The organism is Jannaschia sp. M317, assembly GCF_025141175.1.
GTDB lineage: Bacteria > Pseudomonadota > Alphaproteobacteria > Rhodobacterales > Rhodobacteraceae > Jannaschia.
On the sequence record NZ_CP081155.1, the window covers coordinates 900,222 to 916,204 of the forward strand.

Genomic DNA, 15,983 nt, shown 5'->3' on the forward strand with positions numbered 1-15,983 from the left:
TCCTCTTCGCCCGGCGGACACTCTGCCGATAGCCCCAAGGTTCGCAGGCCTCAAGTGTCCGTCCAGATCCCACCCACACTGCGGGTCGTCCCCGACCCCGCCGACCCCCGCCTGACCCGCGCCGTGACCGGGCGCGATCAGACCGGTGCGGCCGTCGATCTGCGCGTGGTGGAGGAGCGGCCGCTGACGATCTATCTCAACAGCCGCGAAATCGTGACGGCCATGACCATCGGCGATCATCCCGAATGGCTGGCGCTGGGATTTCTGGGCAATCAGGGGATGCTGCGGGCGTCGGACGTCGTGACCGGCGTGGACTACGACGATGAATTGCAGGTCGTCGTCGTCCGCACCGAGGTCGAGACGGACCACGAGGCCAAGCTGGCCCGCGCCACCCGCACCTCCGGCTGTGCCGTCGGCACGGTCTTCGGCGACATGATGGAGGGGTTGGAGAATCTGACCCTGCCCGACACGCCGCTGCGCGTCTCGGATCTGCGTGCGCTCAGTCATGCCATCAATCGCACGCCGTCGCTTTACCTGCAGGCGGGGGCGATCCACGGCACCTGCCTGTGTGCAGGCCCCGACCCGCTTGCCTATTTCGAAGACGTCGGCCGTCACAACGCGGTGGACAAGCTGGCCGGCTGGATGCGGGCCGAAGGCGTCACGGCAGCGGACAAGACGCTTTATACGACCGGGCGGCTGACCTCCGAGATGGTGATCAAATGCGCCTTGATGGGCATCCCGGCGCTGGTCTCCCGGTCCGGGTTCACGGCCTGGGGCGTGGAAATCGCACAGCAGGTCGGTCTGACGGTGATCGGACGGATGAAGGGCGACCGGTTCCTGTGCCTGAGCGGAGAGGAGCGCGTGGTTTGGGACGTGTGATGCCCTGGGTGGTGCCACTGCTGGCGGCCTTCGTCGGCGGGATCGCGGTGCTTGCCGCGACGCTCTGGCTGGATGGGCGGGCGGCCATCCGGGACCAAAGGGCAGACCAGCGCGCCACGCTCGGCGATCTGATGGTGGCCGTTGCCACGGCGCGCGGTGCCTTGGCCGTCGCCAACAGCACTCAGGAAAACGGCGCGCGCATGCAGGCCGTCTCCTCCGCCCGGCAGGAACGTCGCGCGCTGACCGGAATCATGGCGGTGGCCGAGACACGCCTGCGGCGCGACCTGCGCGCGGCTGGCAAGGCGGAAGGCACCCGGATCGCACTGGACGTCCTGCCAGAGGTAATCTGGCCTGCGCTGGATCAATTGCACCGCTGCGCGCTGCTCGGCCGTGATCGTCTGCGCCGACCAGAAGGCGGCTGTCTGACCCCTGAAATCATCGCCACGTCGCTGCGGGCCTGCGAAGCGGCGGTGCTGACCGCGATGGATGCGACCCTCGCGGCCCCCGCGACCGCAGGGGTCCGTCACGACGAAACCCGCGCCACCTGCCTCGGCCTGCCGGGCCTGCCGGTGGCACCGTGACGAAAGATCGCGATTGGTTGGCGCGATTTATCGCGCATCCTGCGATCGTCGCAATGCTCTCTGCGGCTCTGGCCTTGGGCGCGACCTGGTGGCTGGACCACCGGGCCGCGGAGCGGGATGACAGCGCCGCCATGCGTCGCACGGTCGAGGTGTTGATCGACAAAGCGTCCGCAGCTCGTATTGCCGCAGCGATGGTCATCGATGACGCGACCTCTGCCGGTCTTGTCCTGGATCAGGAGAGTCGGATGCAGAATCGTCAGTTCCTGCTCACGCAGTTTTCTGTCGCCCAAGCCGATCTGGAAAGAACGCTTCCCGCAGCTCTCCTTAGACTTCTTGAGTACTTTCCGAAGCATGAGGAGAGCATCTTCAAGCTTTTCCTCGGCCTCGACCAAGATTCCACCAGATTGTTCGCCTGTGCCAATGAAATCGGATATCTGGACCACTTTGCCGACAACGATGCAATTTTTGATATTACCGATGGCTGCGGTCTTGATACCCTACCAAACAGCGTTGGCAGCAAGACGGACTTCCTGCAGTTTGCCGGAAAATATGGCTTGGAGGCCCGGGCCATGCGGTGTGAGATTGCTGTGCTGAAACTGCTGGATAGTGCGATTGACGATCCTTCCGTTCTTTCGGATCGGCTGGATGAATCCCTGCTTGACTGTGGGATAAGTTGGCAGGGCGACTCCCCGGTCCGATTGGTGGACGACTTGGGGGCAAAGCAATGATCCAACCACACGGCGTCATTCTTGCCGGGGGGCGCGCGACCCGTTTGGGCGGCGGTGACAAGGGGCGGCTGGCGGTCGGCGGGCGCCCACTAATTGCGCGCGTTCTGGACCGGTTGGGGCCGCAGGTGGACCGGGTGGCGTTGAATGCGAATGGTGAGGTGGGGCGCTGGGCCGATCTGGGCCTGCCGGTCTTGCCCGACAGCATCCCAGGCCATCCCGGACCGCTTGCGGGCGTTCTGGCCGGGCTGGACTGGGCGGCAGAAACCGGCTGTCCGCATATCGTCACTGCCGCCGCTGACACGCCCTTTCTGCCACCCGATCTTGTGCCACGCCTGTTGCTGGCCGCTGGCCCGTCCGGCCTGGCCCTCGCCGCCACGCAAGAGGGCACGAGAACCTGGCCGCAGCCGACCTTTGGCCTCTGGCCCGTGGCCCTGCGCGATGACCTGCGGGCAGCCATCGCGGCCGGCACGCGCAAGGTCCTGCACTGGACCGATCGCCATGACGCCGGGCTGGCCGTCTTTGCGACCGAACCGCTCGACCCGTTCTTCAACGTCAACACGCCCGAGGACCTGGCAGCGGCGGAGCGTCTGACATGAAACTGATCGGCATTGTCGGGCGCAAGAACGGTGGCAAGACCACCCTGACGGAGCGGCTGGTGACCCATTTGACCGCGCAGGGCCTGCGCGTTTCGACGCTGAAGCGGAGCCACCACAGGCTCGACCTCGACAGGCCGGGCACCGACAGCCACCGGCACCGGGTCGCGGGGGCACGGCAGGTGATGCTGGTCACCGATGCGCGCCTGACGATGATGGAGGAACTGCCCGCTCCCGCCGCTCTGGACAGCTTGCTTGCGCGGCTGGCCCCCTGCGACGTCGTTCTGGCCGAGGGTTGGAAATCCGGCACCCATTTCCGGATCGAAGCCTGGCGGAGCGCCTGCGCCGCGCCGCCCCTGTGCAGGGACGATCCGGGAATCGCCGCGCTGGCGTCGGATATCCCGCTTGACGCGGACCGGCCCCATTTCGATCTGAACGATATCGCGGCCATAGCGGAGTTTGCATGTTCGACCTGATCATCGCCGCCGATTGGTCCGCCGCCGCGCGCCCGACGGGGCCCCAGCCGCGCAAGGACGCGATCTGGGTCTGCGCCGATCTGAAGGGGACGCAGACGGTCGAGTACTTTCCCACCCGCACCGCCGCGCTGGACTGGATCGACGGCTGGCTGGAACAGGGCCATCGCACCCTGTTGGGGTTCGATTTCGCCTTCGGCTACCCGGCAGGATTCGCCACCGCGCTGACCGGACAGGACGCCGCGCTGCCGCTGTGGGATTGGCTGGCAGAACGGATCGAGGATGGGCCCGACAACGCCAACAACCGCTATGTCGCGGCGCAGGAAATCAACCGTCTGTTTCCCGGCATTGGTCCGTTCTGGGGGCGTCCCGCGCATCTGGACCTGCCCGACCTGCCCCCGACCGACCGGGCACGCGACGGCCACGGATTGCCGGAACGGCGCGCGGTGGAAACCGTCGTGCCGGGGGCAAAACCGCTGTGGCAGCTGGCCTATGCCGGGGCGGTCGGATCGCAGTCGCTGGTGGGGCTGGCCGCCTTGTCGCGCCTGCGCGCTCGCTGGGGGGCCGAGATGCAAGTCTGGCCGCAGGAGACCGGCTGGACCCTGCCCCTGGCCCGGATTGCCCTGGTCGAGATCTATCCCAGCCTCTGGCCCCCCGCCCTGGCCCCGATCAAGGATCAGGGCCAGGTCATCGCCACCGCGCAGGCCCTGCGTGATGCCACACCCGACTGGTTTACCGCGCCGGGGCTGCAACCGGACGCGGACCGGATTGCGCGCGAAGAGGGCTGGATTCTGAGCGTTCAACCTGCGGCCAGTTGCTTCGCCCTGCCGCCCGGCATCCACTGGACCACCGTGGCAGAGGCGCTGGCCACCCTGCGGGCGACGTTCCCCTGTCGCCAGGCAAAGCAGCAGGTGCCGGTGGGGGCCGCGTCAGGACGGATCCTTGCCACCCCCGTGACCGCGCGCCGCGCCAACCCGCCTGCGGCCAACGCGGCGGTGGACGGCTGGGGGTTTGCCCACGCCTCGTTGCGCGCGGGTGTGATCCCCGTGGTTCCGGGCCGGGCGGCGGCTGCGACGACGACCGCCGATCCGGTTGCGCCGGGTCACGCGATCCGCATCTTTACCGGTGCGGCCCTGCCGCCCGGCGTCGACACTGTCGCCCTGCAGGAAGATGCGCGGGTCGACGACTGGGGGCTGCACCTGCGCGCGATCCCCAAGGCGGGGGCAAACACCCGCCCGGCGGGCGAAGACGTGCAAGCAGGCGATGCGATCCTGCCCGCGGGCCGGGTTCTGCGCCCGTCGGACGTGGCTTTGGCGATCGCGGCGGGCCACGGAACGCTGCCGGTACGGGCCCGGTTGCGCGTGGGGGTCTTGTCCACAGGGGACGAGATCATCGCCCCCGGTGCCACCCCGCCCGGCATCCATGACGTGAACCGACCGATGCTGTTGTCGATGCTGTCGCGCTGGGGAGTAGATGCGGTGGATCTGGGTCATGTGCCCGACGACCCGGACGCCTTGCGCGCAGCCCTGGATGCGGCCCCGGTCGACGCGATCCTGACGTCGGGCGGTGCCAGCGCGGGGGACGAGGATCACCTGTCCCGCCTGCTGGCCGCCGAAGGCCAGGTGCATCACTGGCGCATCGCGATCAAGCCGGGGCGCCCGCTGGCGCTGGGCGACTGGAAGGGTCGCGCGTTGTTCGGCCTGCCGGGCAATCCGGTCGCGGCCTTTACCTGCGCGGCCCTGTTCGCGCGGCCCACCTTGTTGCAGATGTCCGGGGCCGATTGGGCAGAGCCGGTGCCCCTGCGCCTGCCCGCCGGTTTCGCCAAACGCAAGAAAGACGGGCGGCGCGAGGTGTTGCGGGCCCGGCTGCGGCATGGCGCGGTAGAGGTCTTTGCCTCCGAAGGATCAGGGCGGGTGTCGGGGCTGAGCTGGGCAGAGGGGTTCGTGATGCTGCCGGACGAGGCTTGCGAGATCACGCCGGGGGACTTGGTGGATTACATCCCCTTTGCCGATTTGGGACTGGCCTAGCCGCAGGCGGGGTGCTGGCACCTTGGTATTCTGCCGGAGAACGGCAAGGGCCGCCCGCGCCCCTGGGGTGGGATGCCGATTGCGTGGTTCGTTGGGGCACGAGACAGACGCTGGACCATATGTCAGCCGCCGGGGTGTTGCAGGCGAAGGGCAAGGGCAGCCATGGTTTTACGCATGATGGATAGGCTTGGAATCAGAACGTTTCGCAACGCGGGTGTCGTTTGGTGCCTCTTTCTGCTGTCCCTGCCGGTGCTGCTCGGGACGGTCGACCGCATGACGGGTATGCCTGCGCAGGTCGCGGCCGACGATTGGGTGAACCTTCGCTATCAGGCGCATCCGGTCATCACCGCGCTGCATCTTCTGCCCGGCTTCGTGATGCTGATCCTGGGCCCATTGCAGATATCAGAGCCGCTCCGGCGTCGGTCTCCGGGCCTGCATCGCTGGTCCGGGCGCGTCTTTGTCGGTGCCGGAGCGGTCAGCGGGCTGGGCGTCCTGTGGATGGTGTTCGCCTTCCCGGCGTTGGGCGGGGCGCTGACGCAGGCTGTGACCTGCCTCCTGGTGACTGGCATGATCGCGTCGATGACGATTTCGGTCAGGGCCGCGCGGCGTCGGCGGTTCCGGGATCACCGGGCCTATATGATGCGGGCCTATGCCGTGGCGCTGTCCGTTTCGACCGCGCGGATATTTATCGAGGCGGCGGATTTTGCATTCGACGTGCCGTTCGAGGACAGCTTCGTCCTGGCCTCCGGCTTGGGCGTGGTGGTGAACCTGCTGGTGACAGAAGTGGCGCTTTGGCGCGGAGCCAACCACGCCGGCCCCTCCGCCCAGCCACGCCAGGTCACGCCAAACCTCTGACGCCTGGTGGACCCGGCTCGGCTGCGTCGGATCCACCTGTTGCGGTCTGCCTCCAGGGGGCGGGCCGCGCCGTCAGTCCCGGTCGATCCCGTTCGCGCGGGCGATGAAGTCGACCAGATGCGGCACGTAGTCTTCGCCCCCGTCGCCGCCGGTGTTGACCGCCAAGGCATAGCTGTTGCGGATCGCGGCCCCCATCGGGTTCGACACCTGCGCCCCGCCCGCCATGGCCGACAGATAGGTCATATCCTTGAGCGCATTGGTCAGGGTGAATTTATGCGCCTCGCGGTTGCCCTCGACGGCGTAGCCCATGAAGGTCTGATAGAACCCGCAATCCATCCGGCTGCCGCGGATCACGCTGTCGAAGGTCCGGGTGCCCAGTCCCGTCTTTTCAGCCAGGGCCAGCGCCTCGGCGTAAAGCGCGCCGTAGCCCATGGCGAGGAAGTTGTTCAAAAGCTTCATGCGGTGCCCGTCGGCAGGGCCGCCGACATGGGCGATGGTTCCGGCCCAGGTTTTCAGCACCGGCTCGATCCGGGCAAAGACCTCCGGCTCGGCCCCGACCATCGCGGCGAGTTCGCCCGCTTCGGCCTGTACCGGCGTGCCGCCCAAAGGCGCGTCGACCCAACCGATACCCTTCGCGGCCAATCGCGCCGCCTGAGCCTCGGTCGAAACCGGGTTGGAGGTGGAGCAGTCGACGACGATCCCACCCTCGGCCATTTCGGCCACCAGCACGTCGACGATCCCCTCCACCTGAGGAGAGCCGGGCGCGCAGATATGGACGATGTCGCAGGCCCGCGCCAGCGCGGCCAGATCTTTGGCCTCGGTCGCGCCCTTGGCGACCAGATCATCCACGGGCGCACGATTGCGATGCGCGATGACGGTCAGCGGATAGCCCGCCGCCAGAATGTTGGCGGCCATGCCATGCCCCATGAGGCCCACGCCGACGAAACCGATCTTTTCCATAATATCCTCCCGCTTTCGGCCGGAGCCTAGCGTGGCCCGCACGGAAGGACAGGGCAAATCCGCCTCAGATCGATCCGGCCTCGACCATGTAGTTGTTGGCGGTGCACATCATCGCGTCGTCCGAGGCCAGGAACAGAACCATGCGCGCCACATGCACCGGATCAATCAGATCCGGCAGGCATTGCCGCTTGCGGTGCGCCTCCAGGGCGTCGGGCGTCGCCCAGAGATCTTTCTGCCGTTCGGTCATGATCCAGCCGGGAACGACGGTGTTCACCCGGATCCGGTGTTGGCCCAGATCGCGTGCCATGGTCCGGGTCAGCCCGTGAACGGCGGCCTTGGCGGTGGCGTAGGCCGGAAATCCGCCGCCCGCTTCCCACCAGGAATTCGATCCCATGTTGACGATGGATCCGGCCCCCTTGTCGATCATGTCGGGGGCCACCGCCTGAATGGCAAAAAACATGTGCCGAAGGTTCGTGGCCTGGCGTTCGTCCCAGTAGTCGGGCGTGACATCGGCCCAGTTGTGGCGGTCGTCGCGGGCGGCGTTGTTGATCAGGATATCGGCGGGACCGATCGCATCGCGCAGGGCCGCGACCCCGTCGCGCAGCGCGTCGATGTCGCGCAGGTCGCAGGCGTGGTGGTGCACAGCGTCAAAACGTGCCGCCATTGCCGCGCCACCCTGCGCATCGATATCCAGAAAGCCGACGCGCGCGCCCTGGGCTGCGAACCCGGCGACGATTTCCGCACCGATCCCGGCGGCCCCGCCGGTCATGAAAACGGTCTTGCCCTTGAGGCTTGGGTAGATGGCGAAATCAGGCATGGGACCTCCGGCTGGATGCGTTGACGGGCACCCTACGGCGCACCAACGCGCTTGTGTAGGGGGCCGGATAGGTCGAAAGGGCGAGGGGGGTGCATTGAAAATGCACCCTACGGGCGGCCTGCGTTCATACGGGTAGGGTGCGCTTTCAGGGCACCCTCGGGCACGGCATCAGGCCTTGGGGCGCAATCGGATCACCACGTCGACCTTGGCGATCTCCATCCCGTCGGGCGCATCGGGCAGGTTCAGGATCTCCAGCGCGCCGGGACCCGCATCGGTCAGGCGGGCGTTGTCTTCCCAGTAGAAATGCGGATGGTCGTCCAGCCGTGTGTCAAAGTAGGACCCGGTGCCGTCGACCGTGATCTCCTGCACCAGACCGGCGTCGGAAAACGCCCGCAACGTATTGTAGACCGTGGCCAAAGACACCTTGTCCCCGGTGCGCCGGGCCGCGTCATGCAACCATTCCGCGGTCACATGCCGGTCACGCCCGTCGCCCACCAGCAGGGCGGCCAGGGCCACGCGCTGCTTGGTCGGGCGTACGTCGGCGCGCGCAAGCCAAGCTTCCCCGCGCGCGCGGGCGGTATCTGCGGTGGTTTCCATCGAATTGAATATAGGGGCGGCTTCGGCCAGGTTTCAATCGGATTCGCGTGCTGCGGCCCTCTGACACGCCGCCGGTTCACGCAGGGTTGCAGGGCTGTAACAGGCCCAGTAGACCGGCCCAAACGACCTCCGGGGGGATCATGAGCCAGTTTCCGAACAGTTTTGACCGCGACGACCTGTTGAAATGCGCACGTGGGGAGCTGTTTGGCCCCGGCAACGCCCAGTTGCCCGAGCCGCCCATGCTGATGATGGACCGCATCACCGAGATTTCGGGCGATGGCGGAGCGCACGGCAAGGGGCATATCCTGGCCGAGTTCGATATCACGCCCGACCTGTGGTTCTTTGACTGCCATTTTCCGGGCAACCCGATCATGCCGGGCTGCCTTGGCCTGGACGGGCTGTGGCAGCTGACCGGCTTCAACCTGGGCTGGCGCGGCTGGACCGGGCGTGGCTATGCGCTGGGTGTGGGCGAGGTGAAGCTGAAGGGCATGGTGCGCCCCGATCGCAAGATGCTGACCTACAAGATCGACTTCACCAAGGCGATCCAGACGCGCCGCCTGACCATGGGCGTCGCCGATGGCATCGTCGAGGCCGACGGCGAAGTCATCTATGAGGTCAAGGACATGAAGGTCGCCCTGAGCGAGAGCTGAGGCGGGATGGGGCGGCGGCCGTCGGTCGGCCCTCCGACCGGTTTCGGATTGCCTGCTACGGCTTCTTTTTGGGCCATTACGCCCCACTTTTGGGGGCGGTGCAGCGAATGTAACCGCCTTGCCCCGCCCCGGCCTGCCCCCTAAACAACCGCACACCTAGGACCCAAGGAGAAGCCCATGCGTCGCGTCGTCGTTACCGGAATCGGGATCGTGTCGCCTATCGGGAATACACCCGATGAGGTGGAGGCGAGCCTGCGGGCGGGCAAATCGGGCATTACCTTTGCCCCCAAATATGCCGAGCACGGTTTCCGCAGCCAGGTCCATGGCGAGCCAGATATCGACCTGACCGAGCATATCGACAAGCGGAACCTGCGATTCATGGGGCCGGGCGCGGCCTATAACTTCATCGCCATGGAGCGCGCCATCGCCGACAGCGGGTTGGAGCAGAACGAAGTCTCCAACGAGCGTACCGGCCTTGTCATGGGCTCTGGCGGGCCGTCGACGTCCAACTTCTTCACGGCCTTCGATACGGTCATCAACAAGGGCTCGCCCAAGCGGATGGGGCCGTTCATGGTGACGCGCTGCATGTCGTCCACCAACTCCGCCTGCCTGGCGACGCCGTTTGGGATCAAGGGCGTGAACTACTCGATCACCTCGGCCTGCACGACGTCGCTGCACTGCATGGGCAACGGGGTGGAACAGATCCAGTTCGGCAAACAGGACATCGTCTTTGCCGGCGGCGGAGAGGAAGTCGACTGGACCCTGTCCTGCCTGTTCGACGCCATGGGCGCGATGTCGTCCAAGTACAACGACACGCCCGAAAAGGCCTCGCGCCCTTATGACGCGACGCGCGACGGTTTCGTCATCGCGGGCGGCGCAGGCGTCGTGGTTCTGGAAGAACGCGACCGGGCGATTGCGCGGGGTGCCAAGATCTATGGCGAGGTTACCGGCTACGGGGCCACCTCCGACGGGGCGGACATGGTCGCGCCCTCGGGCGAGGGCGGTGAGCGGGCCATGCGCCTGGCGCTGAGCCAACTGCCCGAAGACCGGTCCATCGGCTACGTCAATGCGCACGGCACCTCGACGCCCGTGGGCGACATCAAGGAGATCGTGGCCCTGCGCAACATCTTCGGCGAGGGCAACACCCCGCCCGTCGGCTCCACCAAGTCGATGACCGGGCATTCGCTTGGCGCGACCGGTGTGCAGGAAGCGATCTATTCGATGATCATGATGAACAAGGGGTTCATCGCGCCGTCCATCAACGTCACCGAACTGGACCCCGCCTTGTCGGCGTCCGAGATCAACACCGAGTTGACCGAGGGCGTAGAGATCGACTCGATCCTGTCGAACTCCTTCGGGTTCGGCGGAACCAACGGTACGGTGATCATCTCGAAGCATCGGGACTGACACGGGTCGGGCGCGGATGATACGCGCCTTGGTCGACGTGGTGCGGGATCAGGGGTGACCTTGCGACTTGCGGACGGGTGCCCCCGGTTCTGGCGGCGACGGCCTGGCGTCGGGCGGGGGCACCCGCCTGCTTGGTCCCAAGGGTGACGCGCTGTCCCGCAGCCGCCCGGTCAAGGCGGACGTCTGAGCCGGGCGGGGCGCATCCTTGATGCAGGATCGCGGCAAACGGGTCGCCCCCCGTGACAATCCGTCCCGCGCGGTGCAAACCATGAGCCAGCGAACAAAGGACAAGACCCCATGGACATGAACGGAAAACGCGGACTGGTCATGGGCGTGGCCAACAACCGATCCATTGCCTGGGGCATCGCCAAGGCCCTGTCCGCGGCAGGTGCCGACTTGGCCTTTACCTACCAAGGCGAAGCGTTCGGCAAACGTGTCGCGCCGCTGGCCGAAAGCCTTGGGTCCACGACCCTGCTGGATGTGGATGTGACGGACGACGCCTCGCTTGACGCCGCGTTCGCCAAGCTGGCCGAGGGCGGCAAGCTGGATTTCGTGATCCACGCCATCGCGTTCTCGGACAAGGATGAGCTGACGGGCCGGTTCGTCGACACCTCGCGCGCGAACTTCAAGCATTCGCTCGATATCTCCTGCTATTCGCTGGTCGAAATCGCCCGCCGGGCCAAGCCGTTGATGACCGAGGGCGGCAGCATCGTGACGCTGACCTTCCAAGGCGCGCGCGCGGTGACGCCGTTCTATAACGTGATGGGCGTGGCCAAGGCGGCGCTGGAATCCTCGGTCCGCTATCTGGCTGCTGACCTGGGGCCTGACGCGATTCGGGTCAACGCCATCTCGCCCGGCCCGATGAAGACGCTGGCCGGGGCCGCCATCGGTGGTGCGCGCAAGACGTTCCGCCACGCCGAGGCCAACGCCCCGCTGCGCGCCAACGCGACCCTGGAGGCGGTAGGCGGCACGGCGGTTTACCTGTGTTCCGACGCGGGTGCCTGCACCACTGGAGAGATCATTCACGTCGACGGCGGCTATCACGTCATGGGCATGCCGCATCCCGACAACATCTGACGAAATCGGCAGCGCTTTGCCTGCCTGTGGAAACAGTCGGCAGGGAACCGCTGAATAGTACGGTTTGTGTTCGAAATGGGGCAGAAATGCCCGAATGTTTGGGCGCGCGCCCCTGAACTTTCGCGCATCTCCGGGGTAGTGTTGTCGTAGTTAACGCCAACCTGACAGGAGCACCCCATGGCCGTTCGGCTGCCGCAGTTCTGGACCGATCAATCGGGCGCCGTCGCGCTTGACTGGATTGTCCTGACGGCTGTTCTGCTGGGCACCGGCTACGCGGTCGCGACCTCCGTGCAGGAGGGGGTGCGCTTTGCCGGTTTCGACGCGGCGACCAAGCTGCGCGGCCATGTGGTGCGGGCGTCCTTCGGGGCCGAGATCTGCACCGGTGGCATCGAAGGTGCGCAGCAGCAGGAAGATTTGCGCCTTGCACGGGGCGGCACGGCTCCGGTCGATATCGCGCTGTGGATGGATACGCGCCTTGCGGGTCTGGGCGACGGCCCGCTGCTACTGGATCGCGACCGCCTGGCGCGTGCCCTGCCGCAGGGGCTGGGCTGGACCCGGGATCATTCGATTCTGTCGGCGATCGACTGCGAGATCGTGTTGCGCGGGCTGGACTAGCCCGCGACCCCCGTGCGACGGTCCCGCCGTGCGCGATAGGGGAGCATTCATGGCCATCGACACCTGCATCTTCGACGCCTACGGCACCCTGTTCGATGTCACCGCCGCAGCCCGCGAAGCGGCGTCCGAGGACGGGTTCGAGGCGCTGACCGATACCTGGCAGACCGTTGCGCGCGACTGGCGCGACAAGCAGCTGCAATATACCTGGTTGCGCGCCGTCACGGGCGAACACGTGGATTTCTGGAAGGTGACGGGCGACGGTCTCGATTGGGCATTGGAGGCATCGGCCATTGCCGACCCCAAGGTGCGCGACCGTCTCATGCAGCTCTACTGGGAACTATCGGCCTACCCGGAGGTGCCGGCGATGCTGGGCGCGCTCAAGGATGCGGGCGTGGCCACCGGAATCCTGTCCAATGGCTCGCCCGAGATGTTGCAGGGCGCGGTCAGCTCTGCCGGGGTCGGGCGGTTGCTGGATCACGTGCTTTCGGTCGAAAGCGTCGGCATCTTCAAGCCGTCGTCAAAGGTCTATGACATGGTGGGCCGGGCGTTTGGTTGCGAAGCGGGCCGCGTCCTGTTCGTCAGTTCCAACGGATGGGATGCCTCGGCGGCCAAGGGCTACGGTTTTTGCACGGTCTGGGTGAACCGCATGGGCCTGCCGGTCGACCGGCTGGATCACAGGCCCGATCACGTGATGCCCGACCTTAGCGGCATTCCCGCGCTGGCGGCGGATCTCTGATGCCGGAATTTCGCACCTCCGACAATTTGCGGCTGTGGTACGAGGATCAGGGCGAAGGCGATGGCCCGCCGATCCTGTGCCTGGCCGGACTGACGCGGAATTCCACCGATTTCGATTATGTGCTGCCCTATCTGCTGGGTGAACACCGGGTGATCCGGCTGGATTATCGCGGGCGGGGCAAGTCGCAGCGCTCCCCCGACTACAAGACCTACAGCATCCCGACCGAGGCGCGCGATGTGCTGGAACTGCTGGCCCACCTGGGGCTGGAACAGGTTGCCGTGCTGGGCACTTCGCGCGGGGGGCTGATCGCCATGTCGCTGGCCCTGATGGCCAAGGCGCGGCTGGCGGGGGTTTGCCTGGTCGACATCGGCCCGGAACTGGCCCCAGAGGGGCTGCAGGCGATCGCCGACTACCTGGGCAAACCGCCCGAGGCGGCAAACCTTGCCGAAGCCGCCTTGATGCGCGCCGCCCTGCTGTCCGGTTTCGAAAACGTCCCCCCCAGCCGCTGGCAGGAAGAGGCCGAGAAGCATTATCGCGAAACCCCCGAAGGCCTGGCGCTGACCTATGATGCCAAGTTGCGCGACGCGGTCCTGGAGGGCGGGGCGCAGCCGCTGCCGGATCTTTGGCCGTTGTTCGATGCTTTGGCGGGCCTGCCGCTGGCCTGTATCCGGGGCGCCAATTCCGACCTGTTGACGCCCGAGACATTGGCCGAGATGCAGCGCCGCCGCCCGGACATGATCGTGGGCGAGGTCGCGGGCCGTGGCCACGTGCCCTTCCTTGATGAACCCGAGGCGCTGGAGGCGCTGAACGAATGGACGCTGCTGCTCTGAGCTCTGTCACACGCGACGACATCGCCGCCGCCGCCGACCGCCTGCGCGGCCACGCGGTGCGCACGCCCCTGCTGAACGCGCCGTCGCTGGACGATGCGATCGGACGGCGGATCTGGATCAAGGCGGAGTGTCTGCAGAAAACCGGCAGTTTCAAGTTTCGCGGGGCCTACAACGCCGTGTCGCAGACGGTGGGCGATGTGCTGGCCTTTTCGTCTGGCAACCATGCGCAGGGGGTGGCGCTGGCGGCGCGTATGCTGGGGCGACAGGCGGTGATCGTCATGCCGTCGGACGCGCCTGAGGTTAAGATCGCCAACACCCGCAGCTATGGGGCAGAGGTCGTTCTGTATGATCGCGCGGGCGAAAATCGCGAAGACATCGGCGCGCGGCTGGTCGCGGATCGTGGGCTGGCGCTGGTGCGCCCCTACGACGACCCGCGCGTGATCGCCGGGCAGGGAACCTGCGGGCTGGAAATCGCCGAGGACCTGCCGGAGACGGTGTCCGAGGTGCTGGTCTGCTGCGGTGGCGGGGGCCTGACCTCTGGCGTGGCGCTGGCGTTGGAGGGGCGCGCGACGGTGCGCCCGGTAGAGCCGGAGGGCTTCGACGATGTCGCGCGGTCGCTGGCGGCGGGCGAACGACAGACCAACGCGGCACTGTCCGGGTCGCTGTGCGATGCCATCCTGACACCCACCCCCGGAGAGCTGACCTTTCCGATCCTGCAGCGCCTCTGCGGTCCGGGTCTGGTCATCACCGACGCCGAGGCGCTGCGCGCCATGGCCTTGGCCTGGCAACACCTGCGTATCGTGTTGGAACCCGGCGGTGCCGCCGCCCTGGCCGCCGCCCTGTTTCATCATTCGGACGATGTGGCCGTCGTGGCGTCGGGCGGAAATGTTGATCGTGCGGTTTTCACACAGGCGCTGGCCGGGTCGGCGGGCTAGCCCCTCGTCTCAGGCGGCGCGGCGAAACAACAGCCAACTGATCGCCATCAGGCCCGAGGCGACCAGGAACGGGGCCCCCGGAAAATGTGCCCCGCCGTCGTTGGCCAGGTTGAAGACCTGGGTCATCAACAAGGGTGAGACGATTGCGGCCACCGCCGTGATCGAGGCCAGAACGCCCTGCAACTCGCCCTGTTGATCGTCGTCCGCCGCGCGGCTGGTCACGCCCTGCACCGCAGGGGCCACCACCGCCCCCAGGGCCGACAGCGGCGTCAGCGCCAGCATCAGCCAGCCATAGGGCACGAAGGCGACGCAAAGCAGGATGACCGCGTTGTAGGGCAGAAACCACGCGAGGGTTCGCCGCTCGCCCAGTTTCGGGATGATCACCCGGATCAGTCCACCCTGCACCACGACCATCGACACCCCGTAGACCGCCAGCGAGATGCCGACCATCCGCGCGTCCCAGCCGAACGCGGCCTGCGTGAAATAGGCCCAGACCGCCGGATAGACCCAGTTCGCCACCTGATAGAAAAACCAGACCGTCAACAACGCGCTCACCCCCGGCAGGGCCTTGATCGCCACCAGACTGCCCAGCGGGTTCGCGCGCCGCCAGTCAAAGGCGCGGCGCTTGCGCAGGGTTTCGGGCAGCACGATTAACCCCAGCACAAGGTTCGCCCCGGATATGACCGCCGCCGCCCAGAACGGCGCACGGGGTCCCCATTCCGCCAGAATCCCGCCCAGGGCAGGTCCCAGCACAAAGCCAAAACCAAAGCCCGCCGACAGCAGGCCAAAGTTCTGCGCCTTTTTCTCGGGGGCGGAAATATCGGCCATGAAGGCGGTCGCAGCGGCCATGGTGGCCGCCGCGATGCCCGCGATGATCCGCCCCAGCAGCAACAGCCAGATGGTATGGGCAAAGGCCATCAGAACATAATCAGCGCAGATCACCGCCATCGAGAGCAGCAGAACGGGCCGCCGTCCGAACCGATCCGACAGATTACCGATGGTGGGCGAGAACAGAAACTGCATCAGCGCATAGACCGAGGCCAGCACACCGCCCCAGACGGCCGCTTCGGACAGGCCAACGCCCTGCACCTCCTTCAGAAGGTCCGGCATCACCGGCAGGATGAGACCGATGCCGATGGCCTCGATCATCACCGTCAGAACGATGAAAAGAAAGGGCAGGCGCGCGTTGCGGGGCCCAGTGGCGGCGTCGGTCATTGTCTCGG

Annotated in this window: 18 protein-coding genes; 14 read left to right on the top strand and 4 right to left on the bottom strand. The window is 66.7% G+C overall.

Going from position 1 to position 15,983, the window contains the following annotated elements; all coding sequences use genetic code 11:
- Positions 1 to 54: 54 nt before the first annotated feature.
- The 7 genes from K3551_RS04740 (at position 55) to K3551_RS04770 (ending at position 6,136) form a co-directional block, all read left to right on the top strand.
- Complete coding sequence (locus tag K3551_RS04740; protein WP_259918112.1) at positions 55 to 879, top strand: formate dehydrogenase accessory sulfurtransferase FdhD; 825 nt, start codon at positions 55 to 57, stop codon at positions 877 to 879.
- The gene (locus K3551_RS04745) at positions 867 to 1,460 is read left to right on the top strand and encodes a hypothetical protein (RefSeq protein ID WP_259918114.1); all 594 of its coding nucleotides are present in this window, start codon (positions 867 to 869) and stop codon (positions 1,458 to 1,460) included. Before K3551_RS04740 ends, K3551_RS04745 begins: the two co-directional genes overlap by 13 nt.
- The gene (locus K3551_RS04750; RefSeq protein ID WP_259918116.1) at positions 1,457 to 2,188 is read left to right on the top strand and encodes a hypothetical protein; all 732 of its coding nucleotides are present in this window, start codon (positions 1,457 to 1,459) and stop codon (positions 2,186 to 2,188) included. The genes K3551_RS04745 and K3551_RS04750 overlap by 4 nt, the downstream gene beginning before the upstream one ends.
- The gene (mobA, locus tag K3551_RS04755; protein WP_259918118.1) at positions 2,185 to 2,784 is read left to right on the top strand and encodes a molybdenum cofactor guanylyltransferase MobA; all 600 of its coding nucleotides are present in this window, start codon (positions 2,185 to 2,187) and stop codon (positions 2,782 to 2,784) included. The genes K3551_RS04750 and mobA overlap by 4 nt, the downstream gene beginning before the upstream one ends.
- On the top strand, positions 2,781 to 3,257 hold the full coding sequence (gene mobB / locus K3551_RS04760; protein WP_259918120.1) for a molybdopterin-guanine dinucleotide biosynthesis protein B: 477 nt from the start codon (positions 2,781 to 2,783) through the stop codon (positions 3,255 to 3,257). The genes mobA and mobB overlap by 4 nt, the downstream gene beginning before the upstream one ends.
- Entirely contained in the window at positions 3,245 to 5,281 is a 2,037-nt protein-coding gene (locus K3551_RS04765) for a molybdopterin-binding protein (RefSeq protein ID WP_259918122.1), read from the top strand. The genes mobB and K3551_RS04765 overlap by 13 nt, the downstream gene beginning before the upstream one ends.
- Positions 5,282 to 5,455: 174 nt before the next feature.
- A complete protein-coding gene (locus tag K3551_RS04770; RefSeq protein ID WP_259918124.1) occupies positions 5,456 to 6,136 on the top strand; it encodes a DUF2306 domain-containing protein in 681 nt (226 codons plus the stop codon).
- 72 nt (positions 6,137 to 6,208) lie between these two features.
- On the opposite strand, the gene K3551_RS04775 is transcribed toward K3551_RS04770, so the two are convergent.
- The 3 genes from K3551_RS04775 to irrA form a co-directional block, all read right to left on the bottom strand.
- Positions 6,209 to 7,096, bottom strand: coding sequence for an NAD(P)-dependent oxidoreductase (locus K3551_RS04775; protein WP_259918126.1), 888 nt, complete (start codon positions 7,094 to 7,096; stop codon positions 6,209 to 6,211).
- 64 nt (positions 7,097 to 7,160) lie between these two features.
- Positions 7,161 to 7,913 (bottom strand): SDR family NAD(P)-dependent oxidoreductase, encoded by a 753-nt coding sequence (locus tag K3551_RS04780; protein WP_259918128.1) that lies wholly within the window; start codon positions 7,911 to 7,913, stop codon positions 7,161 to 7,163.
- 168 nt (positions 7,914 to 8,081) lie between these two features.
- The gene (irrA, locus tag K3551_RS04785) at positions 8,082 to 8,510 is read right to left on the bottom strand and encodes an iron response transcriptional regulator IrrA (protein WP_259918129.1); all 429 of its coding nucleotides are present in this window, start codon (positions 8,508 to 8,510) and stop codon (positions 8,082 to 8,084) included.
- A gap of 140 nt (positions 8,511 to 8,650) precedes the next feature.
- Between irrA and fabA the strand changes: the two genes are divergently transcribed.
- The 7 genes from fabA to K3551_RS04820 all read left to right on the top strand — a co-directional run bounded on the left by fabA (position 8,651) and on the right by K3551_RS04820 (position 14,760).
- A complete protein-coding gene (gene fabA / locus K3551_RS04790) occupies positions 8,651 to 9,160 on the top strand; it encodes a bifunctional 3-hydroxydecanoyl-ACP dehydratase/trans-2-decenoyl-ACP isomerase (protein ID WP_259918131.1) in 510 nt (169 codons plus the stop codon).
- Between the two features lie 177 nt (positions 9,161 to 9,337).
- The gene (gene fabB, locus K3551_RS04795) at positions 9,338 to 10,567 is read left to right on the top strand and encodes a beta-ketoacyl-ACP synthase I (RefSeq protein WP_259918132.1); all 1,230 of its coding nucleotides are present in this window, start codon (positions 9,338 to 9,340) and stop codon (positions 10,565 to 10,567) included.
- Positions 10,568 to 10,870: 303 nt separating this feature from the next.
- Complete coding sequence (locus K3551_RS04800) at positions 10,871 to 11,644, top strand: enoyl-ACP reductase (protein WP_409197421.1); 774 nt, start codon at positions 10,871 to 10,873, stop codon at positions 11,642 to 11,644.
- A 177-nt stretch (positions 11,645 to 11,821) separates the two neighbouring features.
- Entirely contained in the window at positions 11,822 to 12,259 is a 438-nt protein-coding gene (locus tag K3551_RS04805) for a hypothetical protein (protein ID WP_259918136.1), read from the top strand.
- A 49-nt stretch (positions 12,260 to 12,308) separates the two neighbouring features.
- Entirely contained in the window at positions 12,309 to 12,995 is a 687-nt protein-coding gene (locus K3551_RS04810; protein ID WP_259918138.1) for a haloacid dehalogenase type II, read from the top strand.
- Positions 12,995 to 13,825: an alpha/beta fold hydrolase gene (locus K3551_RS04815; RefSeq protein WP_259918140.1), complete on the top strand. Its 831-nt coding sequence runs from the start codon at positions 12,995 to 12,997 to the stop codon at positions 13,823 to 13,825. The genes K3551_RS04810 and K3551_RS04815 overlap by 1 nt, the downstream gene beginning before the upstream one ends.
- On the top strand, positions 13,807 to 14,760 hold the full coding sequence (locus K3551_RS04820) for a threonine/serine dehydratase (RefSeq protein ID WP_259918142.1): 954 nt from the start codon (positions 13,807 to 13,809) through the stop codon (positions 14,758 to 14,760). Before K3551_RS04815 ends, K3551_RS04820 begins: the two co-directional genes overlap by 19 nt.
- A 9-nt stretch (positions 14,761 to 14,769) precedes the next feature.
- On the opposite strand, the gene K3551_RS04825 is transcribed toward K3551_RS04820, so the two are convergent.
- Complete coding sequence (locus K3551_RS04825) at positions 14,770 to 15,975, bottom strand: TCR/Tet family MFS transporter (protein WP_259918143.1); 1,206 nt, start codon at positions 15,973 to 15,975, stop codon at positions 14,770 to 14,772.
- Positions 15,976 to 15,983: the final 8 nt, after the last annotated feature.